Source organism: Alterileibacterium massiliense, assembly GCF_900104645.1.
GTDB classification, from domain to species: Bacteria; Bacillota; Clostridia; order Peptostreptococcales; family Anaerovoracaceae; genus Alterileibacterium; species Alterileibacterium massiliense.
This window is the reverse complement of the sequence record NZ_FNWE01000001.1, coordinates 42,806-59,479: the sequence shown is the minus strand read 5'-3', so window position 1 is coordinate 59,479 and position 16,674 is coordinate 42,806. Positions and strand designations below refer to the sequence as shown.

Below are 16,674 nucleotides of genomic sequence, written 5' to 3'. Positions count from 1 at the left end.
AATCAATTGTTTCCAAAATATGAGGTTAGTTCTTCAGTTAAATAAATCCATCCTCTCCAACCTAGATGCATTACATCTTGGAATAGATAAGGCTCATTTTCCTTAGGAATAAGCCCATTATAAACCGGAAAACCATTGTCCTCGGCTATATCTGATATTCGATCATAATAAGGCTTTCTCTTATCCAAGGTTAGCCCTACATAGTCGTAATATCTTGGATTGCAAGGGACATTTATTATAAGTGGCTTTAAATTTAAATCTTTACAAACGCTGAGTAAAAATTCATAATCTTTCCACTCTTTTGATTCAAGGAGAGGCATATCTTTTTTGCTATCTTTCAATGAATCCCACCAATCTTTTAGATATTCATTATAATAGGCGTCATATACGAGTAAGTCGTTATTTGTGCAAGCAGACCTTCCCTGTCTTGTGGCTTCTTCTAATTGTTTATCCCAGTCCGTTTTAAACTCCGGTTTATCATACTTATCATTTAAATCTCTAAAATACTTATATGTGATATTCTTGTCCCTTAGGAGTAGCATCTTATATTCAGCATAATAATAAGGTCTCATAAGTTGATAAACTAATCTATATACTTTATTATCCGAGGAGTAAATCTTCGCTAGTATGTGTACCCTTGGATATTCATAACCTACATCTTTATTCTTCTCTCTTACTTCTAGCATCCTTAGGCTTTCTAGTTCCAAAAATCTTTTGCAGAGATAATCTTTGTTCTTCTCTGAAATTAAATCATTTTGCATGAACTCATAGAACTGAAGATCTGAAAAGTTTGCAATAAAAGCATTTGCATCCTTTTCCATACCATAAAACCATTGCATTGATTCGATAACAACTAGGTTCTTGCCTTTAAAAGACTTATAATTGGCTCCTAGATTAATCGAATGGAGCATATTCTGTACATGGGCTTTTCCCATACATGATATGTTCCCGATATACTTATCATTAGGGAAATTGTTTTTTATATTTTGCTTTACGATTGAGCTAAACTCAGATGAGCCGAAAACTCCAAGATTATCACCCATCATAGACCTATCAATCCAAGCAGTCCCCTTATTTTTCAATGGAGTATTATATGTGGATAAAATATCTTCTTTTTCTTTATATAATTCTTCTATCTTATTATCTAGATAATTGGAATATCCTATGTAAAATATGCAAACTATTGCGATGATGCCAATTATTGAAATTGCTAATTTAAAAAATTTTCTCATTTAATATTTCCCAGAAATTCAATTAAGCTATTTATTGATGATATATCTTCCTTCTTTATATCAGTCGGTTGCAATTTTTTGCCTGTTCTTTCTTCAATCTCAAGAATTACACTGAGTAGAGCAAAGGAATCTATAAATCCCTCGTCAACAAGATCCATGTCATAATCTTCAAATATTTCATCAGTTTCACAAACTTTTTCAAGTATCTCCCTAGCTAATTTTTCATTATCTCCCATCATCTTACCCCCTATTTTATATATAATTCATTTATATCATCCGCTTATATATCTATAATTATATTATTATCTGATTTCTGACATCTAATTTTTTATTTTTTATTTTAATATATAACTCAGTCTATGTCGATTATCACATAAATTATCTTTTATATTTTCTTATATCTTTTCTTAAATTGAAATAAGGAAACCTGAGAATATTAACATTCCAAAGGCAACTATATGAAAGGTTATTAATCTGCTTATCAAATTATAATATTTCATCTTTTTTACCTTGCGAAATGTCTTTGTCTTAAGCCACTTATCTGTTAATACCAGCCATATGCCATGATATAAGCCATATAGGATATAGTGCAAATAGAGCCCGTGCCAGATTCCCATGGTCATCATGGTTACTACATATCCCCACCTAGCAGCCTTCTTCGTATCTTTAAATCTTCCATTTCTCATATTCCTAAGCACAAAACGGCTGAATAGAAAATCGTTAAACCATGTTGATAGCGATATATGCCAACGCTCCCAGAACTCCTTGATATTTCTCGCAAGAAAAGGCTTGTTGAAATTGTCAATCATCTTTATGCCCATAAGGTATGATGTTCCAACTGCCATAAGTGAGTATCCTGCGAAGTCAAAGAAAAGGTAAAGCGTATATGCGTAAAAATATGCTATTGCTCCTTTAGCACTTAACTCCGTATATCTTGACAGAATATATTCATTGATTATAAATGCTATGGAAAATTTATAAAAAGCTCCGAGTATAATTTTCTTAATACCTGGCACTAGATAATCATAAAAATATTCTTTTCTATCAATGCTCTTGCTTGATTCTTCTATAAATAAATCATATCTCATTATTGGGCCCGAACTAAATGGTGGTGCAAATATGAGAAAGCCAAGAGTATCTATGAATTTCATTCTTTCAATTCTGCCATCGTAAATTTGTATTATAAGCTCCCATATTTTAAAACTTATATATGAAATACCTACAAAGCCTATGACATCAGCAAATTTGCCATGAGCCGAGAATTTAACAATGGCTAGTGGAAGTATCGAAATTAGCAAAATTAGATAGTAAATCCATTTGCTATCTGTCTTTTTTCGTATTAAAAAATAGATATAAATAAGTAATAGTTCGCATATCAGAAACACACACACTTCTCTCATCTGAATAGATTCAAGACGAAATAGCAAGCTAAGCATAACAACGCTTATTGCTAGATTAAGTATCTTTGATTTTTTCCCGAGAAGCGATATTATAACCACTGGGATAACGAGCAATATGTATATATATATGTTAAACAAACTATTATATTGTTCTATTTGAATCATTTAGAGCTCTGCCTCCAATTTTTTTCGATCAACTTTGCCATTTGCCGTCACAGGAAGCGATTCTCTAAATACGAACTTCCTTGGAATCATATATTCTGGAATGTATTTTTTTAGCTCCTCTCTTATCCTTCTTCTCTCCTTGAGAGTGCTTATAACTTCATTTTTAGGAACAATATAGGCAGTTAGAGAATTAACCTCTCCATCAATGTATTCTGGCATCACGACCGCTTTTTCAATATCTGAAACATTAAGCAAATTGCTCTCAATATCTTCTATTTCTATACGGTACCCATGAAGCTTTATCTGTAGATCAAGCCTGCCACAGTAAAATAAAAATCCGTCCTTATAATATCCCTTGTCTCTAGTATGATAAAGTCTATATTTAATTCCATCTACCGTCATTGAATCAAAGGCTTCTCTCGTCTTTTCTTCATTATTCCAGTAGCCCGAGCTTACGGTATCTCCTACTATAACAATCTCGCCTTTTTCTCCATCATTTAAGATATTTCTATCTTCGTCCATTATATATATGTATGTCCCTTGCTTAGGTATACCTATAGGCAAAGGATTATATTTCTCTATAATATCTTCATCAATTATAATTCCAGTAACTGCAACCGTAGATTCAGTTGGTCCAAATGTGTTTACAACTATTGCCTTTGGGAATCTATTTATAAGCTTACCTGCGGTCTTATGTGTCAGGGTTTCCCCGCAAAAAATAAACTCTTCGATATTTGGCATCAATTCTTGATTGAATATATCCGCCATAAGTGCAATTTCCGAAAATGACGGTGTGGAAATCCATATATTCGGATTCATTCGTTTAAGAAATCTATATAGTTCCTCGTTATCAGATTGCATATCCTTTGTAATTGCTCCAATAGTTCCTCCTGTAAAAAGTGATGTATATAAATCAAATACCGAGAGGTCAAAAGAGTATGGAGCTTGATTGATATAAACCCTATGCTTTTCGTCATCAAGTCTGCCATCTTCTCTGAGCGTCACAGCCCAGTCTATAAAATTATCAAGGCAATTTGATGTGAGCCTTACACCCTTAGGTCTTCCCGTGCTTCCGGAGGTGAAAATTATATAATAATCATCTTCCCCATTAACCCATGTTGATTCATCATCTTGATATTCTTCTTTGCTTATAATCTTTTCTATATCAGTAATGTCAATGCTTTGAATAGCGGAATTATTTTGAATCAAACTATCTTTACATATTGAATTATCTGTAATAATAATTAGCTCCGGCTCTACTGCTTCAATAATGTCCTTAATTCTCGCAGCTGGAAATCCGCTATCTACAGGAACATAAGCCCTTCCACTCCTTGAGCAAGCAACAAATGAAGTGATTAGATAAGGATGTTTATGTCCAATTACAATTACAGGTTTTTTTGAATTTAAATTATTTTCTAGATATCCAGAGATTCTCGCAGAATAAATATCCAGATATCCATATGTAAGCTCCAAACTTTCATATCCATTATCTGTTTTTATCTCCGTGGTATAAAATATTCTATCCGGAAATGATTTAGCATTTTCTATAAATTTTTTTAAAACTCTACTTGGCATATATTCTCCTTTAAGATTATGGTTGTAAAGAGTTATCCAATAAGCATAAAAATTCATAAAGCCTTTGCATTTAAATGAGCTTTATGAATATTAATATGTTGATAAGATATATTTAACTTCAGTCAAATCTGCCGGTGAAATCTGTCGTTTTGCAATTATTAAGTGGCAATTCTATTACTCTATGCTCCGCTGCAGATTTATAAATAGCAAGTATTAGCTCTAGTGCCTTCCTTGCGTCGCTTGCCGTACATATTTTATCATCATTTCCATTGATTACATCAACTGCATATCTATATAGAGGTATATGCCCACTTCCCATATCTTTGATATTATATTCCTTAATAGCTTCATCTCTGCCCTTAGGTCCTGATTCGAAATTCCAAGCTTTTACATCGTCAAGCGTCTTACCTTCTAAAGAAACAGTACCTTTATCTCCAAAAATTGCCATCGAATCCGAAAGGTTCTTAGGAAAAACATTAACAGTCCCCTCAATAGAAGCATACGCTCCATTCTTAAATTTTAAAATGGCAAGTCCAAGGTCTTCTGCTTCAATATATGGATGCGTCATTCTGTCCGTATATGCAAAAACTTCCGAAACTTCGCTTCCCAAAACCCACTGAAGTAGATCGGTATAATGTATGCACTGGTTCATCAAAGTACCACCATCCTCGGCCCATGTTCCTCTCCACTTGCCGGCATCAAAATAAGCTTTATTTCTATTTCGCCTAACTTGAACAGTTCCGTGCAAAATTTTACCAAACTCTCCGTTTTCAGATTCTTTCTTAAGAGCCCTTACAGTGTTTCCAAACCTTAGTTGATGATTAATTATAAGCTTTAGCCCTAATTCATTTGCTGTATTGATCATAGCATCGGCGTCTTCAAGGGAAAGTGCGATGGGTTTTTCAACTATTACATTAGCTCCAGCCCTCATGCAATCTATTGAAAGCTTTCTCTTAAGTCCGCTACCAAGTGCAATCGCAACAAGCTCGGGTTTTACTTCCTTAAGCATCTCTTGGTGATCAGAATATAGTTTTATTCCACTCCTTTTGTCTTCAGGAATTAATTCAAATGCTTTTTGCCTATTTTCTTCTACCAAATCACACAATGCCACAATTTCAAGGTCGCTGGCAAGTGCCGCCTTAATATGGTTTGGTGAGATCATTCCGCAGCCGATGAGTGCATATTTCAATTTATCTTCCTCCAATTACTTCAAATTCTTTTCAATGGCTGATACTACTGTATTTATATCATCTTCTGTAATATATGGATGAATCGGAAGTGATAGAACTGTGTCGCATAGAGCATCTGTGCCCTCTGTATTAAATTCATATTCACCTTTTATCTCAAATGCCTCTTGATTATGCATAGGCTTAGGATAGTATACCATTGATGGAATGCCTTCTTCTTTAAGTGCAGACTGAAGCGAATCTCTCGTGTCCTTATCTTTCAGCTGAATGGTGTACTGTGCCCACGAAGATAAATAACCTTTTGGAATAAATGGAATGATTATCTTATCTCCAAGTTTTTCCTTAATTAACTCGTCATATTTTTTTGCAGCCTTGTTAACATCGGCTACCTCATATTCTTTGAAAGCTTTAAATTTAACTTGAAGAATAGCAGCTTGAATGGAGTCTAGCCTTGAATTTAGACCTATCCTCACATTGTCATATTTCATCTTACCTTTTCCATGAACCTTGATTGACTGCATCTTCATCGCAAGCTCATCATCATCTGTAAATATAGCACCGCCATCACCATAACAGCCAAGCGGTTTTGCAGGGAAGAATGAGGTCGTACCAATATCACCAAAACTGCACGCCTTCCTGCCATTGATCTCTCCTCCGAACCCTTGAGCTCCATCTTCAAGAATTTTCAATCCATATTTGTCTGCGATTTTTTGAAGCTCATCATAATTTGCAGGAAGTCCAAATAGATCTACGGAAACGATGACCTTAGGTTCTAATTTGCCATCTGAAATAACCTTTTCAATGGCATCTACTAATGAACTAGGATCGATATTATAAGTTTTTCTATCAACATCTACAAATATCGGTGTTCCGCCTGCATGAGATACAACTTCTCCAGATGAAAAGAATGTGAAATCTGGAACAAATACCGCATCACCCTCTTTAATATCCCAAGCCATCATGGCAATATATAGTGCATCAGTTCCATTGGCACAGCTTATACAATGTTTAACTCCAACATATTCAGCAAGCTCAGTTTCAAGTTCTTTTACCCAAGGACCATTAATATACTTTCCTGAACCTGCCACATCGAGAACTGCCTTATCCATCTCATCTTTTAATACTTCATACTGTTTTTTTAAATCCCTAAATTGCATAAATTTCCTCCTAAAAATGGCATTAAATAGTCAATTTCATTTATTTTTGTATTTTTTTTCTATCTCATCTACAATCTTCTTGCTTGAAAAGCCATCACCGTATGGATTAATCGCTTTAGACATTTTAATATATTCTTCTTCATCATCTAAAAGCTGTTTTACAGCTTTATATATTTCATTTTTATTTGTACCTACAAGTTTAAGTGTCCCAGCTTCTACACCTTCTGGCCTTTCTGTGGTATCTCTCAAAACAAGAACCGGTTTCCCTAAAGAAGGAGCCTCTTCTTGAATACCCCCACTATCTGTCATGATTAAATAAGATGCTTTTTGAAAATTATGGAAATCAAAAACATCTAATGGCTCAATCATTTTTACATTATCATTATTAGCAAATTTTTGGTTGGCAATTTTTCTAACCTCAGGATTTAGGTGAACTGGGAATATAACTTTTACATCCGAAAATTCATCTGTAATTTTATTCACAGCCTCAAATATGTTTTCCATTGGCTTACCAATATTTTCTCTTCTGTGAGCCGTCAAAAGTATAAGCCTACTACCTTTTGCCCATTCTAGATTTTCATGATTATAATTGCTATTAATCGTTGTCTTCATTGCATCAATAACAGTATTACCTGTTACAAAAATCTTAGAATTATCTATGCTCTCATCAATTAAATTCTGTTTACTTTTAATTGTAGGTGCAAAATACATATCGGTCATACAATCAACCATTTGTCTATTCATTTCTTCTGGGAATGGTGAATACTTGTTTCTAGTCCTTAGTCCAGCTTCAACATGCCCAATGTCAATTTTCTCGTAAAAAGCTGCAAGCCCTGCAGCAAATGTTGTCGTTGTATCTCCATGAACAAGCACAATATCTGGTTTTTCAATTTTTAATATTTTAGTCATTTCTGACATTACGCATTTCGTAATATCAGTCAATGATTGTCCACTTTTCATTATATTAAAATCATAGTCAGGATTTATTTTAAATATATTTAATACCTGATCAAGCATTTCTCTATGTTGTGCAGTGACACATACAATAGATTTAATTTGCTTTCTTGATTCCAACTCTTTTACTAAAGGAGCCATTTTTATAGCTTCTGGTCTAGTGCCAAATACTGACATAACCTTTATCTGTTTCAATTTAAGTCCTCCTAAAATGCATAATCATGTATATCTATTCTTTTTTTATAGTCTTAATAAATACCGGAACCAAAATTATCGTAGTAAATGCCATTGTGGAAAGTGTAGCAAATGCTGCACCAAAAGATCCATATTTACTAATCAGTATATAATTTAGCAATATATCAAGAGCTCCGGAAATGATATTTACAATTAACACTGTTTTTACTTTTCTTAATGCATTCATAATATATATTATATTGTATCTAAAAGTAGCTGATATAAAGTAATTTATGGCTAAGATTCTAAGTGGGAATACCGAAGTAATATATTTTTTCCCCCATAATATAGTTATCAGATATGGAGCAATAATTATAAGAAATAATACAATAATTACATTGAGCATTGATGAATATATCAAAAGCTTCTTTGTGCTCTCCATAATCCATTTTTTATCATCTTTATATTTTGCGAAATAAGGATAAAAAAACATCAGAATAGAATCAGGGATAAACATCAATGCTAGCGGAATTACTGTTGCGACTTTATAAACTGCCACATCTTTAGGATTAGAAATTATTGTTCCTATCAAAAGAACATCCGCAAATCCAACCAAATTGGTGACAACTTGATTAAAAGATGTGAAAATTGAATACTTTAAAAACTCTTTTTTTTCAGAATTTTCAAGTTTTAAAGATAAGTTGTCAAAATCAATTTTATTTTCATTTTCATAGCCTTTATGACATGATTCAATATATTTATATCCCAAATAAGAAGAGATTATTGTAGCCATATATAGTGCAATTACTATTGCTATCTCATTTATAAAATATGTTCCTACTATTTCACAAGTGGCATAGATGAAGGCATTAATATTTCTAATCTTTGCATATTGTTTATTTTTGTCATAACACCTTAATATTACACAATAATATGTAAAAAGATAGTATGTGGTTGGGTATAAAGAATAAACTAAGAACACAGTTCTTGATGCATTTATAGAAAAATACCCAAATAACGAATAAAGTATGCAAAATGCAGAAAATGCAAGGCTTATTATCAAACCCCAGAATAATCCATATTTCTCATATTTCCTTTTGTGAGTTTCATCATCACTTTCACAGCAAAACTGAAGCACACCATTGGTAATTCCTAGACCATTTAAGGTGATTATGAATGCCATTATACTATCTGCATATCCAAATGCACCATATTCGGATTTTGATAAAAATCTTACTGCAAAGATATTGCCTACGAAGAAAAATGTCTTATTTAGCAATCCAGAGCCAATTATATCGAAAAGCCCTTTCCTATATAATTTTTTTATTTTTTCTATTATTTCTGTAATCAATTTTTAAAATTTTACTCACTACGAAAATTTAAGCTATCTTTCAAATATAGTAGAAACCACGAAATAAGAAATCCTGCTATAAATCCAATAATTGCATACATCTTGTTATTAACTCTGTTTACTTCAGGTTTATTAGGCTTTTGAGGCGAGCTAATAATCTCTAACTTCTGTTCTCCAACAATGTCTTTTGAAATCTTTGATAAACTCTTTATTTCAGCATTTGCAATTTTAAATGCAAAATCTTTGTTCGGATTTTTAACTTCTATATCAAAGGTGCTGGATGCTTCATCAGGTGTTGCGATTATCATCTCTTTTAAATTATCTACATTTAGATTCTTTGTATCTAATTCTTTAATTACTTCTGTAAGCACAATGTTTGATGTTGACAATTTACTATAAATTCCAACAAGCTTTTGATTTTTTTGAATATCTTTCAATGTGCTATTTTCCCCATAACCATCAATGTTATTAATCAAAATTGTAGCCTTTGCTGAATATTCTTTTTTTACAGTTTTTTTATTGTATACCAGAGCAAAAGCACCTGCTAAAATAGAAATGATAAGAATTATTAGAAAATATTTTTTTAGTGTAATCAACATCTTATATTCAAAATTATTTTTCAAAATTTACCTCCATGCAATATTTTTTTAATTTTATTGAAAATTCCTTTTGTTTATTTTCAACAATGTTTTTATCTATAAATGTATTCACATTGTTTTTTAGTTCCTTATGACGAACATATACTTCTTCCAATGCTTTATGTATATCTGAGCTACATATTCCCACCTTGTAATCGTTAACTAAATTAATAAGTGGCGGATTGTCTGAAACTGCAACCGGAAGTCCTTCATATATGTACTCATAGACCTTTCCAGATGCACAATAAAGATTGTTAGCATTTTTTTTATGATAAATAGCAATTCCAGCATCACATTTAGAAAGAAAATATTTCAGTTCATTTTGGCTAAGCTTAGGTATAAAATATATACTCTTTATATTATATTGCTCCTTTAAATTTTCTATAATCAGTTTATCTGAACCTTCTTTAGATCCAACAAGGAAAAGACTATATTTGTAACTTAGTTTTGCACAAGCAGATACAAGTCTATCTGTTCCTCTGTCAAGATCACAACCCCCTGTTGAAACAATACGAAATCCTGTATTATTAAAATATTTTGTGAACTTCTTTTCAATGTTTTTTTTATCAATATTTTGTGAATATTCTAATTTGCGAAAATTTTCAAAGACAAGAAAATCAGTGTTGACATATCTGCTTTCCATAATTTTTCGTCGCTCTTCATTTGCACAAATGACCAAATTTGATTTATTTATCATCTTTTCTTCAAATATGCATCCAATTTTGCTATAAATAGTATTCATTTCTTCGCGTAAATACAATTCTCTAGCATCATAAATTGTAATCTTTGGATTAATTATATTTTTTAATTTTAAGCCTGCAATTGTAGCTTTTCTATTATCAATAAATAAGCAATCTATGTCTTTGTGTTTTTTAGCAATTTTAATGCTTTTTTTCAAAAATTTATAATAATCCATTGAATTATTTAATCGCAGATGATACTCATTACTGGAATAGTATTCTTCATCCTTTGCTGCCGTTATCTCTATTACATCAGCAAAAGTTTTAACTAGGTCAATCAATACTCTAGTTCTTCCATCGTAATTTTTATCTGCAGTACTGATAAATAATAATTTCATAATAATGAATTCCTCCTAGAGCAGAAAAGCCAATAAGTCGCTTCTAAAACAAACCAGCCTATAATAAAATTAAAAATTGCATTATACATTGCTCCTCGTCCAAGAAGAACAAACATTGTGCATCCCATACTTATTTTCATAACTCTAATCATAGGATCTTGAGTTCTTTTTATATTTTCGTCTATAAAGATTATAAATAATCCGTAAAGCAAGCCCATAAAGCATCCAGCAAAACCAAAGTTTGCAAATGTATCACCATAAAGTGTCGGATGCATAGTGCCTCTAGGATTATCAACATGTGTCCATTCTTTATACATATCTATTGCGAAATCTCTAGGTTTGGATTTCAATATAGCACTTGGTATTAGTAAAAGCAATAATCTTATATATCCCAGTCCCTCTCCGAAATTTACAAAATTATTATTCTTTTCTATAAAATAATAAAAAGCCTTTAGTAGCCCAAATTCTCCTCCGCCTTCTTTCATATATTCAAAAGAGCGTCTTAATATTTCTCCTGCTCCAACAGATGATACAAGTGTAACATCTTGAAGCCAGCGAATTTGCTGAAAAACAAAGACTAAAAGAACTAAAAACACTCCACTTGTAATTCCTAAAACAACCTTTCTTTTATCTTTATTGAAAATAAAAAATATAATGAATGGTGTAATAAATCCAAGCAAATTATATCTGGATTTTGACCACAGCAAACAGAATATATATATCCCAAGGCAAATTACAAAATGCAGTTTTTTGTTTTTAGATAGACACACAAATCCAAGCCCAGAAAATGCAACTACTAATTGACCTGTAATTACTTCAATCATTGTCTGTTTCATATACAAGGTGTCAGACCATGAGGATCCTAGCAATGTAAAACCTTTTCCATAAAATGTAATTGCAGTAAATAAAAAGCAAACTAAATAAACTGCGAATACCATATTGAAAAGTTTTTCTGGTGTCTCGTAACAATCTCTAAAATTAAATTCAATTACAGGGGAATCAGCATAATAAAAATAGATAAATCTGATTATAGAATATAAGAAAATAAAAATAATAGCATATACCGTAGCTGTGTCTAGCACAGTTTTGTCGTAATCTCCAATATATAGATGAACACTGTGAGGTAATGTAAATACCACAAAAAGCATGGCCCAAAGAACCGTGCCCAGTGATTTTTTTCTCCACTCATAAAAAAGCACATATAGATTTAGTAACCATAATACGACTAATAACATCTAGTTTTTCCTTTAATTAACTTCATACAAATTACCTACTAAAAATTTCTTTATCAAAAGAAATAACCTGTGGTCTGTGACCAATTCTATCTTCTTCTTTTGGAAGTTGCATATAGTTACCATATAAAATCTTCAGATACGCATCACAGTCAGCTGGAGCATAGAATTTATGTCCTTCAAAATCCATTTCCTTGGGCGGGAACATAATTTCTGATGGTAAAACTGTCTTTGTTGCATATGAATGCGAAATGCAATCATTGCCATCAAACCCTCTAGAATTATATTTTGAAAATTCCTCATTAATTTCCCTGTCAATAGATTTTGCCGAGATCAAACAGAGTAAATAGTGCTGCACCCTTCTCGAAAGTGCACCAATAATCCATTTAATATTTTTTTCCGGAATAGATGCCCTATCAGGAATCATTCTTTTAACTAGTTTATTATTTAGCCTATAACACTTTTCTATATATTTTTCCCTATAGTCCAAATCCCTTGGTAAAACATCCAGTGGAAAAATATCAATGAAAATTCCATGATGCATTTTTATATTTCTTTTATTCCATTCAAGAAAAGTTGTATTATTTTTCCTAATTTTTGCAAATGAAAAAGGTGAATTAGGGTCTGTGTTTCTATTTTGCAAAAAATATTCATCTCCTAATTGTTCTTGTCCAATCTCCATAAAGGTGTCATAATCATTTCGTGGCATATTAACATCAATATCATCATCCCAAGGTATAAACCCCTTATGTCTGGCTGCTCCAAGAGCAGTTCCACCATCAAGACAATAGGTTAAGTTATTCTCTCTACAAATCTTGTCAAATTTTAATAATATATCAAGCTCTGTGTCTTGTACTTTTTTTAATTCCAATGAGTAAAAATCTTCACTGCTCGCAGTCATTTTTAATCCCTTCTTAAAAAATTATATACACAATAATGTATAGTCTGCTTTAGCTATCCTTATATCTTTTCATCTCTTGAATCATCTTTGAGTGTTCTCTTGCAAAATTACCGCTAACGCTTGCACCATCAGGTACATCAAGGGTTACAACTGCTCCGATATTAACTCTTGCATTGTCACCTATCTTTATCCCATTTCTTATTGCAGTGTTTGGACCAATCCAGACGCCTTTTCCAATTTTAACTCTGCCCTGTATTCCTGCATTTGATACGACTTCAGTGTCTATATCGATTTTAACGCCGTGTGCTATTTGAACCTGACTATTTATTCTTACCCCATCTGATAAGATGGTATCATCCCAAGGATAAATTGCCTTGTCAATGGTAGCACTCTGCTGTATTTCAACATTGTTTCCAATTATTACTCCACCGATGTGAGTAACCGTCCAAAGACGATCGTCGCTATTTTTTATTTCAAATCCTGTTCCACCTATAATACTTCCTGCTCTGATAACGCTATTGTCTCCGATTATCGTATTTTCTTTAATTGAGACAAATTCCTCAATAACAACATTGTTTCCAATCTTTACATTTTTATCCGAAATATAAGCCAGTTTACTTATCTTTGCAGAATCGCTTATGATGCTTTTATGCTCTTTTCTTTTGTATTCATCATTTTGGCAGAGTGCGTTATGAAGTTTAAAATATGTGATTCTAGGATCTTCAACTATACAAATTCCATATTTATCATCAATCTTCTTCTGGTCTAGAAGTTCATCATAGACACTTTTTGATGTGATTATCATCGAAATGCCTTCACTTATTCCATCGGCATACTTACTTGCTGCAAGAAAGGTGCAAACATCTTTACCATCATTATATCCTGCAAGCCCAAGAGAGCTGAAGCTCTTTTCGTTAAAGCATTTACAATCGATACTTATTTTTTTTAGTTCCTCACTTAAATACATCTATACCTCTCTATAATCTCCAAAATTTCATTCCTGATGCTTCAAGCTCATCAATTCTATAAAGGCTCTTTACATCGATTAGAACTTTTTCTGAGTCATCCAGGTCATCTTTGAACAATTCCTTTATCTTCATCATCGGTAATGATCTATATTCATTATGTCCTACTGCAACTATAACGCAGTCAGCCTTTGGCAAGCTATCGTAATCTACAAGGTTTACTCCATACTCCTTCTTCGCAATCTCTCTATCAGCCCAGTCATCGCTTACAATCGGCTCTATTTCAAATTCCTTAAGGCGATTTATTATATCTACGACCTTGCTATTTCTCGTATCAGGGCAGTTCTCCTTAAATGTGATTCCAAGAAGAACGACTGTCGCCTTCTTCGGTGCCATGCCCGCCTCAATCATCTGCTTGATAGCAGCGTCAGCAACGTAAGCTCCCATGCTGTCATTAACTTTTCTTCCATTGAGAATAATTTGGCTGTGGTAGCCTAGCTTTTCCGCTGCATTTGTCAGGTAATATGGGTCAACCCCTATGCAATGACCACCTACAAGCCCCGGCTTAAAGCCTAGAGCATTCCACTTGGTATTCATTCCTGCTAATACCTCATTTGTGTCAATGCCCATTCTGTCACATATCATAGCTACCTCGTTCATAAATGCTATATTAATGTCCCTTTGACTATTCTCAACAACCTTTACAGCTTCAGCCGTCCTAAGAGTTGATACTGGGAATGTTCCAGCCTTTATTACTATGTCATACACTTTTTTGATTTCTCTAGCGGACTCTTCGTCCATTCCTGATACAACCTTTTTGATGTTGGTGAGAGTATGAACTCTATCTCCTGGGTTTATTCTCTCAGGAGAATATCCTATCTTCCAATCCGTTCCGCATTTTAGACCGGACTCTTCCTCTATTATAGGAACGCATATATCCTCTGTAACTCCGGGATATACAGTTGACTCAAATACTACGATTGAACCCTTTGTCAAATTCTGTCCAATTGTCTTTGACGCCCCTTTTACCGGCCTTAGATCAGGGCTATTGTCCTCCTTGACTGGTGTAGGAACAGCAACAATTATAAATTTAGCTTCAGAAAGTCTTTTTGCATCTGAGGTAAAATCTACATTCGTATCCTTTATAGCTTCTCCAACTTCATTTGTTGAATCAATGCCCGACTTATATTCTTCAATTCTTTTTTCATTGATGTCAAAACCTATTACACTTATGTGTTTTGCAAACTCAACGGCAATTGGCATTCCTACATAACCAAGCCCAACTAGAGCAAGTTTTTCACTGCCTTTAACAAGTCTTGAATAAATATTGTTAAATTCCATTTTCACCTCTCACTTATTTCTAAATAAAATAATTATATTATCCCTATATTTTTTATTTTATTGCTCCATTACAAGCAAAAATTTCTCTGCTAATATCCTATAATCATAGTGAGAAAGGACGTATTCTTTTCCCCTCTCTCCCATCTCATTTCTTTCTTTTTTACTCAAAGCCTTTAATTCCAATATGGCATTGAAGATCTCATCGGGATTTTCTGGCTCAATCACAATTCCGCACTTTGCTTCCTCTATATCATTATTTGCAGCCAAAACAGCGTAAATGATAGGCTTCGCTGACATCATGTAATCATACACCTTGTTCATTGATACGCCGAACCTATAAAGGCTTGATTTTTCTGCTCCTACATATAAGGCATCTGCCATGCTTAAAAGTGCAGGGACCTTAGTCTTCTGTATTGGCGGAAGAAAGAATATATTACCAAGCCCTTCTGCTTTTGCGATTTGTCTAAGCCTATCCTTTTCCATCCCATCACCAACAAGAACATAGCTAATATCTTCATTATGTCTTGAAATCTTTGCAGCTTTAATCAAATATATGAGAGCGTTTGAAATTGCATGACCTCCAAGATAACAGACGATGAATTTTCCATCTCTTTTGAGTCTTTCTAGTAAATTCCTATGCTCTTCATCTAAATTCTTATATTCTTCATCAATATTCTCTGCCTCGGTCCATTCGCTTAAGGAAATTCCATTTGGAATGCAGCTATATTTATCCATGTTTTGCAATCCATGCTTAAGCATATGTTCATATGCCTTAGGGAATAGAGAAATCACTGCATCTGAATTTTTATATGCGGATTTTTCAGCCTTTCCCATCGCAATTACAAATGGATGAAATTTGCTCATTCCTCCAACTTCAACAAGTGTGAGCGGCCATAGGTCATGTGCTTCGTGAATATATTTGCATTTTGAAATCTTAGCTATCCTCTGCGACGGATAGGTGTCAAATGTATATGTTGACGACGAAATTACAACGCTCGGCTTATATTTTCTCGAAATATTCTTTGCATTTTTATATATTTTCTTACAAAAATCCACCATGCTCATTGCCCTTGCTGAGCCATTAGACGAATATGACCTTGTCTTTATCCACACATATCTTATACCATCTATAATTTCTTCTGTAAAATCTTTATCTACTATTGGATTTTCTTTTCTAAGATGTGAATATGAACCTGCAATTATAGTCACATCGTGACCCTTATTTATCCACTCTTTTGCTAAATAATAAGGCCTGAATTCCATTCCCATCTTTGGCGAACCGGCATAATGATTTATATAAAGGATATTCATTTTTTCCCTGCCT

15 protein-coding genes are annotated in these 16,674 nt (G+C 33.1%); all 15 read right to left on the bottom strand.

Annotation, left to right across the window (positions count from 1 at the left end; all coding sequences use genetic code 11):
* Nucleotides 1–2: 2 nt before the first annotated feature.
* Nucleotides 3–1,232, bottom strand: a complete 1,230-nt coding sequence (gene dltD / locus BQ5371_RS00265; RefSeq protein WP_071131995.1) for a D-alanyl-lipoteichoic acid biosynthesis protein DltD — start codon at nt 1,230–1,232, stop codon at nt 3–5.
* Nucleotides 1,229–1,468, bottom strand: coding sequence for a phosphopantetheine-binding protein (locus BQ5371_RS00260; protein ID WP_071131994.1), 240 nt, complete (start codon nt 1,466–1,468; stop codon nt 1,229–1,231). Before BQ5371_RS00260 ends, dltD begins: the two co-directional genes overlap by 4 nt.
* A gap of 171 nt (nt 1,469–1,639) precedes the next feature.
* Nucleotides 1,640–2,797, bottom strand: coding sequence for a D-alanyl-lipoteichoic acid biosynthesis protein DltB (gene dltB / locus BQ5371_RS00255; RefSeq protein WP_205408014.1), 1,158 nt, complete (start codon nt 2,795–2,797; stop codon nt 1,640–1,642).
* Entirely contained in the window at nt 2,798–4,372 is a 1,575-nt protein-coding gene (gene dltA / locus BQ5371_RS00250) for a D-alanine--poly(phosphoribitol) ligase subunit DltA (protein WP_071131993.1), read from the bottom strand.
* A 118-nt stretch (nt 4,373–4,490) separates the two neighbouring features.
* The gene (locus BQ5371_RS00245; protein ID WP_071131992.1) at nt 4,491–5,561 is read right to left on the bottom strand and encodes a Gfo/Idh/MocA family protein; all 1,071 of its coding nucleotides are present in this window, start codon (nt 5,559–5,561) and stop codon (nt 4,491–4,493) included.
* A 15-nt stretch (nt 5,562–5,576) separates the two neighbouring features.
* Nucleotides 5,577–6,716 carry a DegT/DnrJ/EryC1/StrS family aminotransferase gene (locus tag BQ5371_RS00240; protein ID WP_071131991.1) on the bottom strand — a complete coding sequence of 380 codons (1,140 nt, stop codon included), beginning with the start codon at nt 6,714–6,716 and terminating at the stop codon, nt 5,577–5,579.
* A gap of 36 nt (nt 6,717–6,752) precedes the next feature.
* Nucleotides 6,753–7,865: a non-hydrolyzing UDP-N-acetylglucosamine 2-epimerase gene (gene wecB / locus BQ5371_RS00235; protein ID WP_071131990.1), complete on the bottom strand. Its 1,113-nt coding sequence runs from the start codon at nt 7,863–7,865 to the stop codon at nt 6,753–6,755.
* A 34-nt stretch (nt 7,866–7,899) separates the two neighbouring features.
* A complete protein-coding gene (locus BQ5371_RS00230; RefSeq protein WP_071131989.1) occupies nt 7,900–9,195 on the bottom strand; it encodes a lipopolysaccharide biosynthesis protein in 1,296 nt (431 codons plus the stop codon).
* Between the two features lie 11 nt (nt 9,196–9,206).
* Nucleotides 9,207–9,818 carry a YveK family protein gene (locus BQ5371_RS00225; RefSeq protein WP_071131988.1) on the bottom strand — a complete coding sequence of 204 codons (612 nt, stop codon included), beginning with the start codon at nt 9,816–9,818 and terminating at the stop codon, nt 9,207–9,209.
* On the bottom strand, nt 9,808–10,911 hold the full coding sequence (locus tag BQ5371_RS00220) for a glycosyltransferase (RefSeq protein WP_071131987.1): 1,104 nt from the start codon (nt 10,909–10,911) through the stop codon (nt 9,808–9,810). Before BQ5371_RS00220 ends, BQ5371_RS00225 begins: the two co-directional genes overlap by 11 nt.
* A complete protein-coding gene (locus tag BQ5371_RS00215) occupies nt 10,908–12,146 on the bottom strand; it encodes a hypothetical protein (protein WP_071131986.1) in 1,239 nt (412 codons plus the stop codon). Before BQ5371_RS00215 ends, BQ5371_RS00220 begins: the two co-directional genes overlap by 4 nt.
* Nucleotides 12,147–12,177: 31 nt before the next feature.
* Nucleotides 12,178–13,044, bottom strand: a complete 867-nt coding sequence (locus BQ5371_RS00210; RefSeq protein WP_071131985.1) for a LicD family protein — start codon at nt 13,042–13,044, stop codon at nt 12,178–12,180.
* 49 nt (nt 13,045–13,093) lie between these two features.
* Nucleotides 13,094–14,011 carry a DapH/DapD/GlmU-related protein gene (locus BQ5371_RS00205; protein ID WP_071131984.1) on the bottom strand — a complete coding sequence of 306 codons (918 nt, stop codon included), beginning with the start codon at nt 14,009–14,011 and terminating at the stop codon, nt 13,094–13,096.
* A gap of 10 nt (nt 14,012–14,021) precedes the next feature.
* Nucleotides 14,022–15,350, bottom strand: coding sequence for a nucleotide sugar dehydrogenase (locus tag BQ5371_RS00200; protein ID WP_071131983.1), 1,329 nt, complete (start codon nt 15,348–15,350; stop codon nt 14,022–14,024).
* Nucleotides 15,351–15,407: 57 nt separating this feature from the next.
* On the bottom strand, nt 15,408–16,661 hold the full coding sequence (locus tag BQ5371_RS00195; protein WP_071131982.1) for a glycosyltransferase family 4 protein: 1,254 nt from the start codon (nt 16,659–16,661) through the stop codon (nt 15,408–15,410).
* Between the last annotated feature and the right edge of the window lie 13 nt (nt 16,662–16,674).

Bases quoted from the DNA above. Each gene is read 5' to 3' on its own strand.
- BQ5371_RS00260 (WP_071131994.1), bottom strand. From the start codon at position 1,468: ATGGGAGATAATGAAAAATTAGCTAGGGAGATACTTGAAAAAGTTTGT.
- dltA (WP_071131993.1), bottom strand. From the start codon at position 4,372: ATGCCAAGTAGAGTTTTAAAAAAATTTATAGAAAATGCTAAATCATTT.
- BQ5371_RS00220 (WP_071131987.1), bottom strand. From the start codon at position 10,911: ATGAAATTATTATTTATCAGTACTGCAGATAAAAATTACGATGGAAGA.
- BQ5371_RS00210 (WP_071131985.1), bottom strand. From the start codon at position 13,044: ATGACTGCGAGCAGTGAAGATTTTTACTCATTGGAATTAAAAAAAGTA.
- dltD (WP_071131995.1), bottom strand. From the start codon at position 1,232: ATGAGAAAATTTTTTAAATTAGCAATTTCAATAATTGGCATCATCGCA.
- BQ5371_RS00200 (WP_071131983.1), bottom strand. From the start codon at position 15,350: ATGGAATTTAACAATATTTATTCAAGACTTGTTAAAGGCAGTGAAAAA.
- dltB (WP_205408014.1), bottom strand. From the start codon at position 2,797: ATGATTCAAATAGAACAATATAATAGTTTGTTTAACATATATATATAC.
- BQ5371_RS00240 (WP_071131991.1), bottom strand. From the start codon at position 6,716: ATGCAATTTAGGGATTTAAAAAAACAGTATGAAGTATTAAAAGATGAG.
- BQ5371_RS00195 (WP_071131982.1), bottom strand. From the start codon at position 16,661: ATGAATATCCTTTATATAAATCATTATGCCGGTTCGCCAAAGATGGGA.
- BQ5371_RS00215 (WP_071131986.1), bottom strand. From the start codon at position 12,146: ATGTTATTAGTCGTATTATGGTTACTAAATCTATATGTGCTTTTTTAT.
- BQ5371_RS00205 (WP_071131984.1), bottom strand. From the start codon at position 14,011: ATGTATTTAAGTGAGGAACTAAAAAAAATAAGTATCGATTGTAAATGC.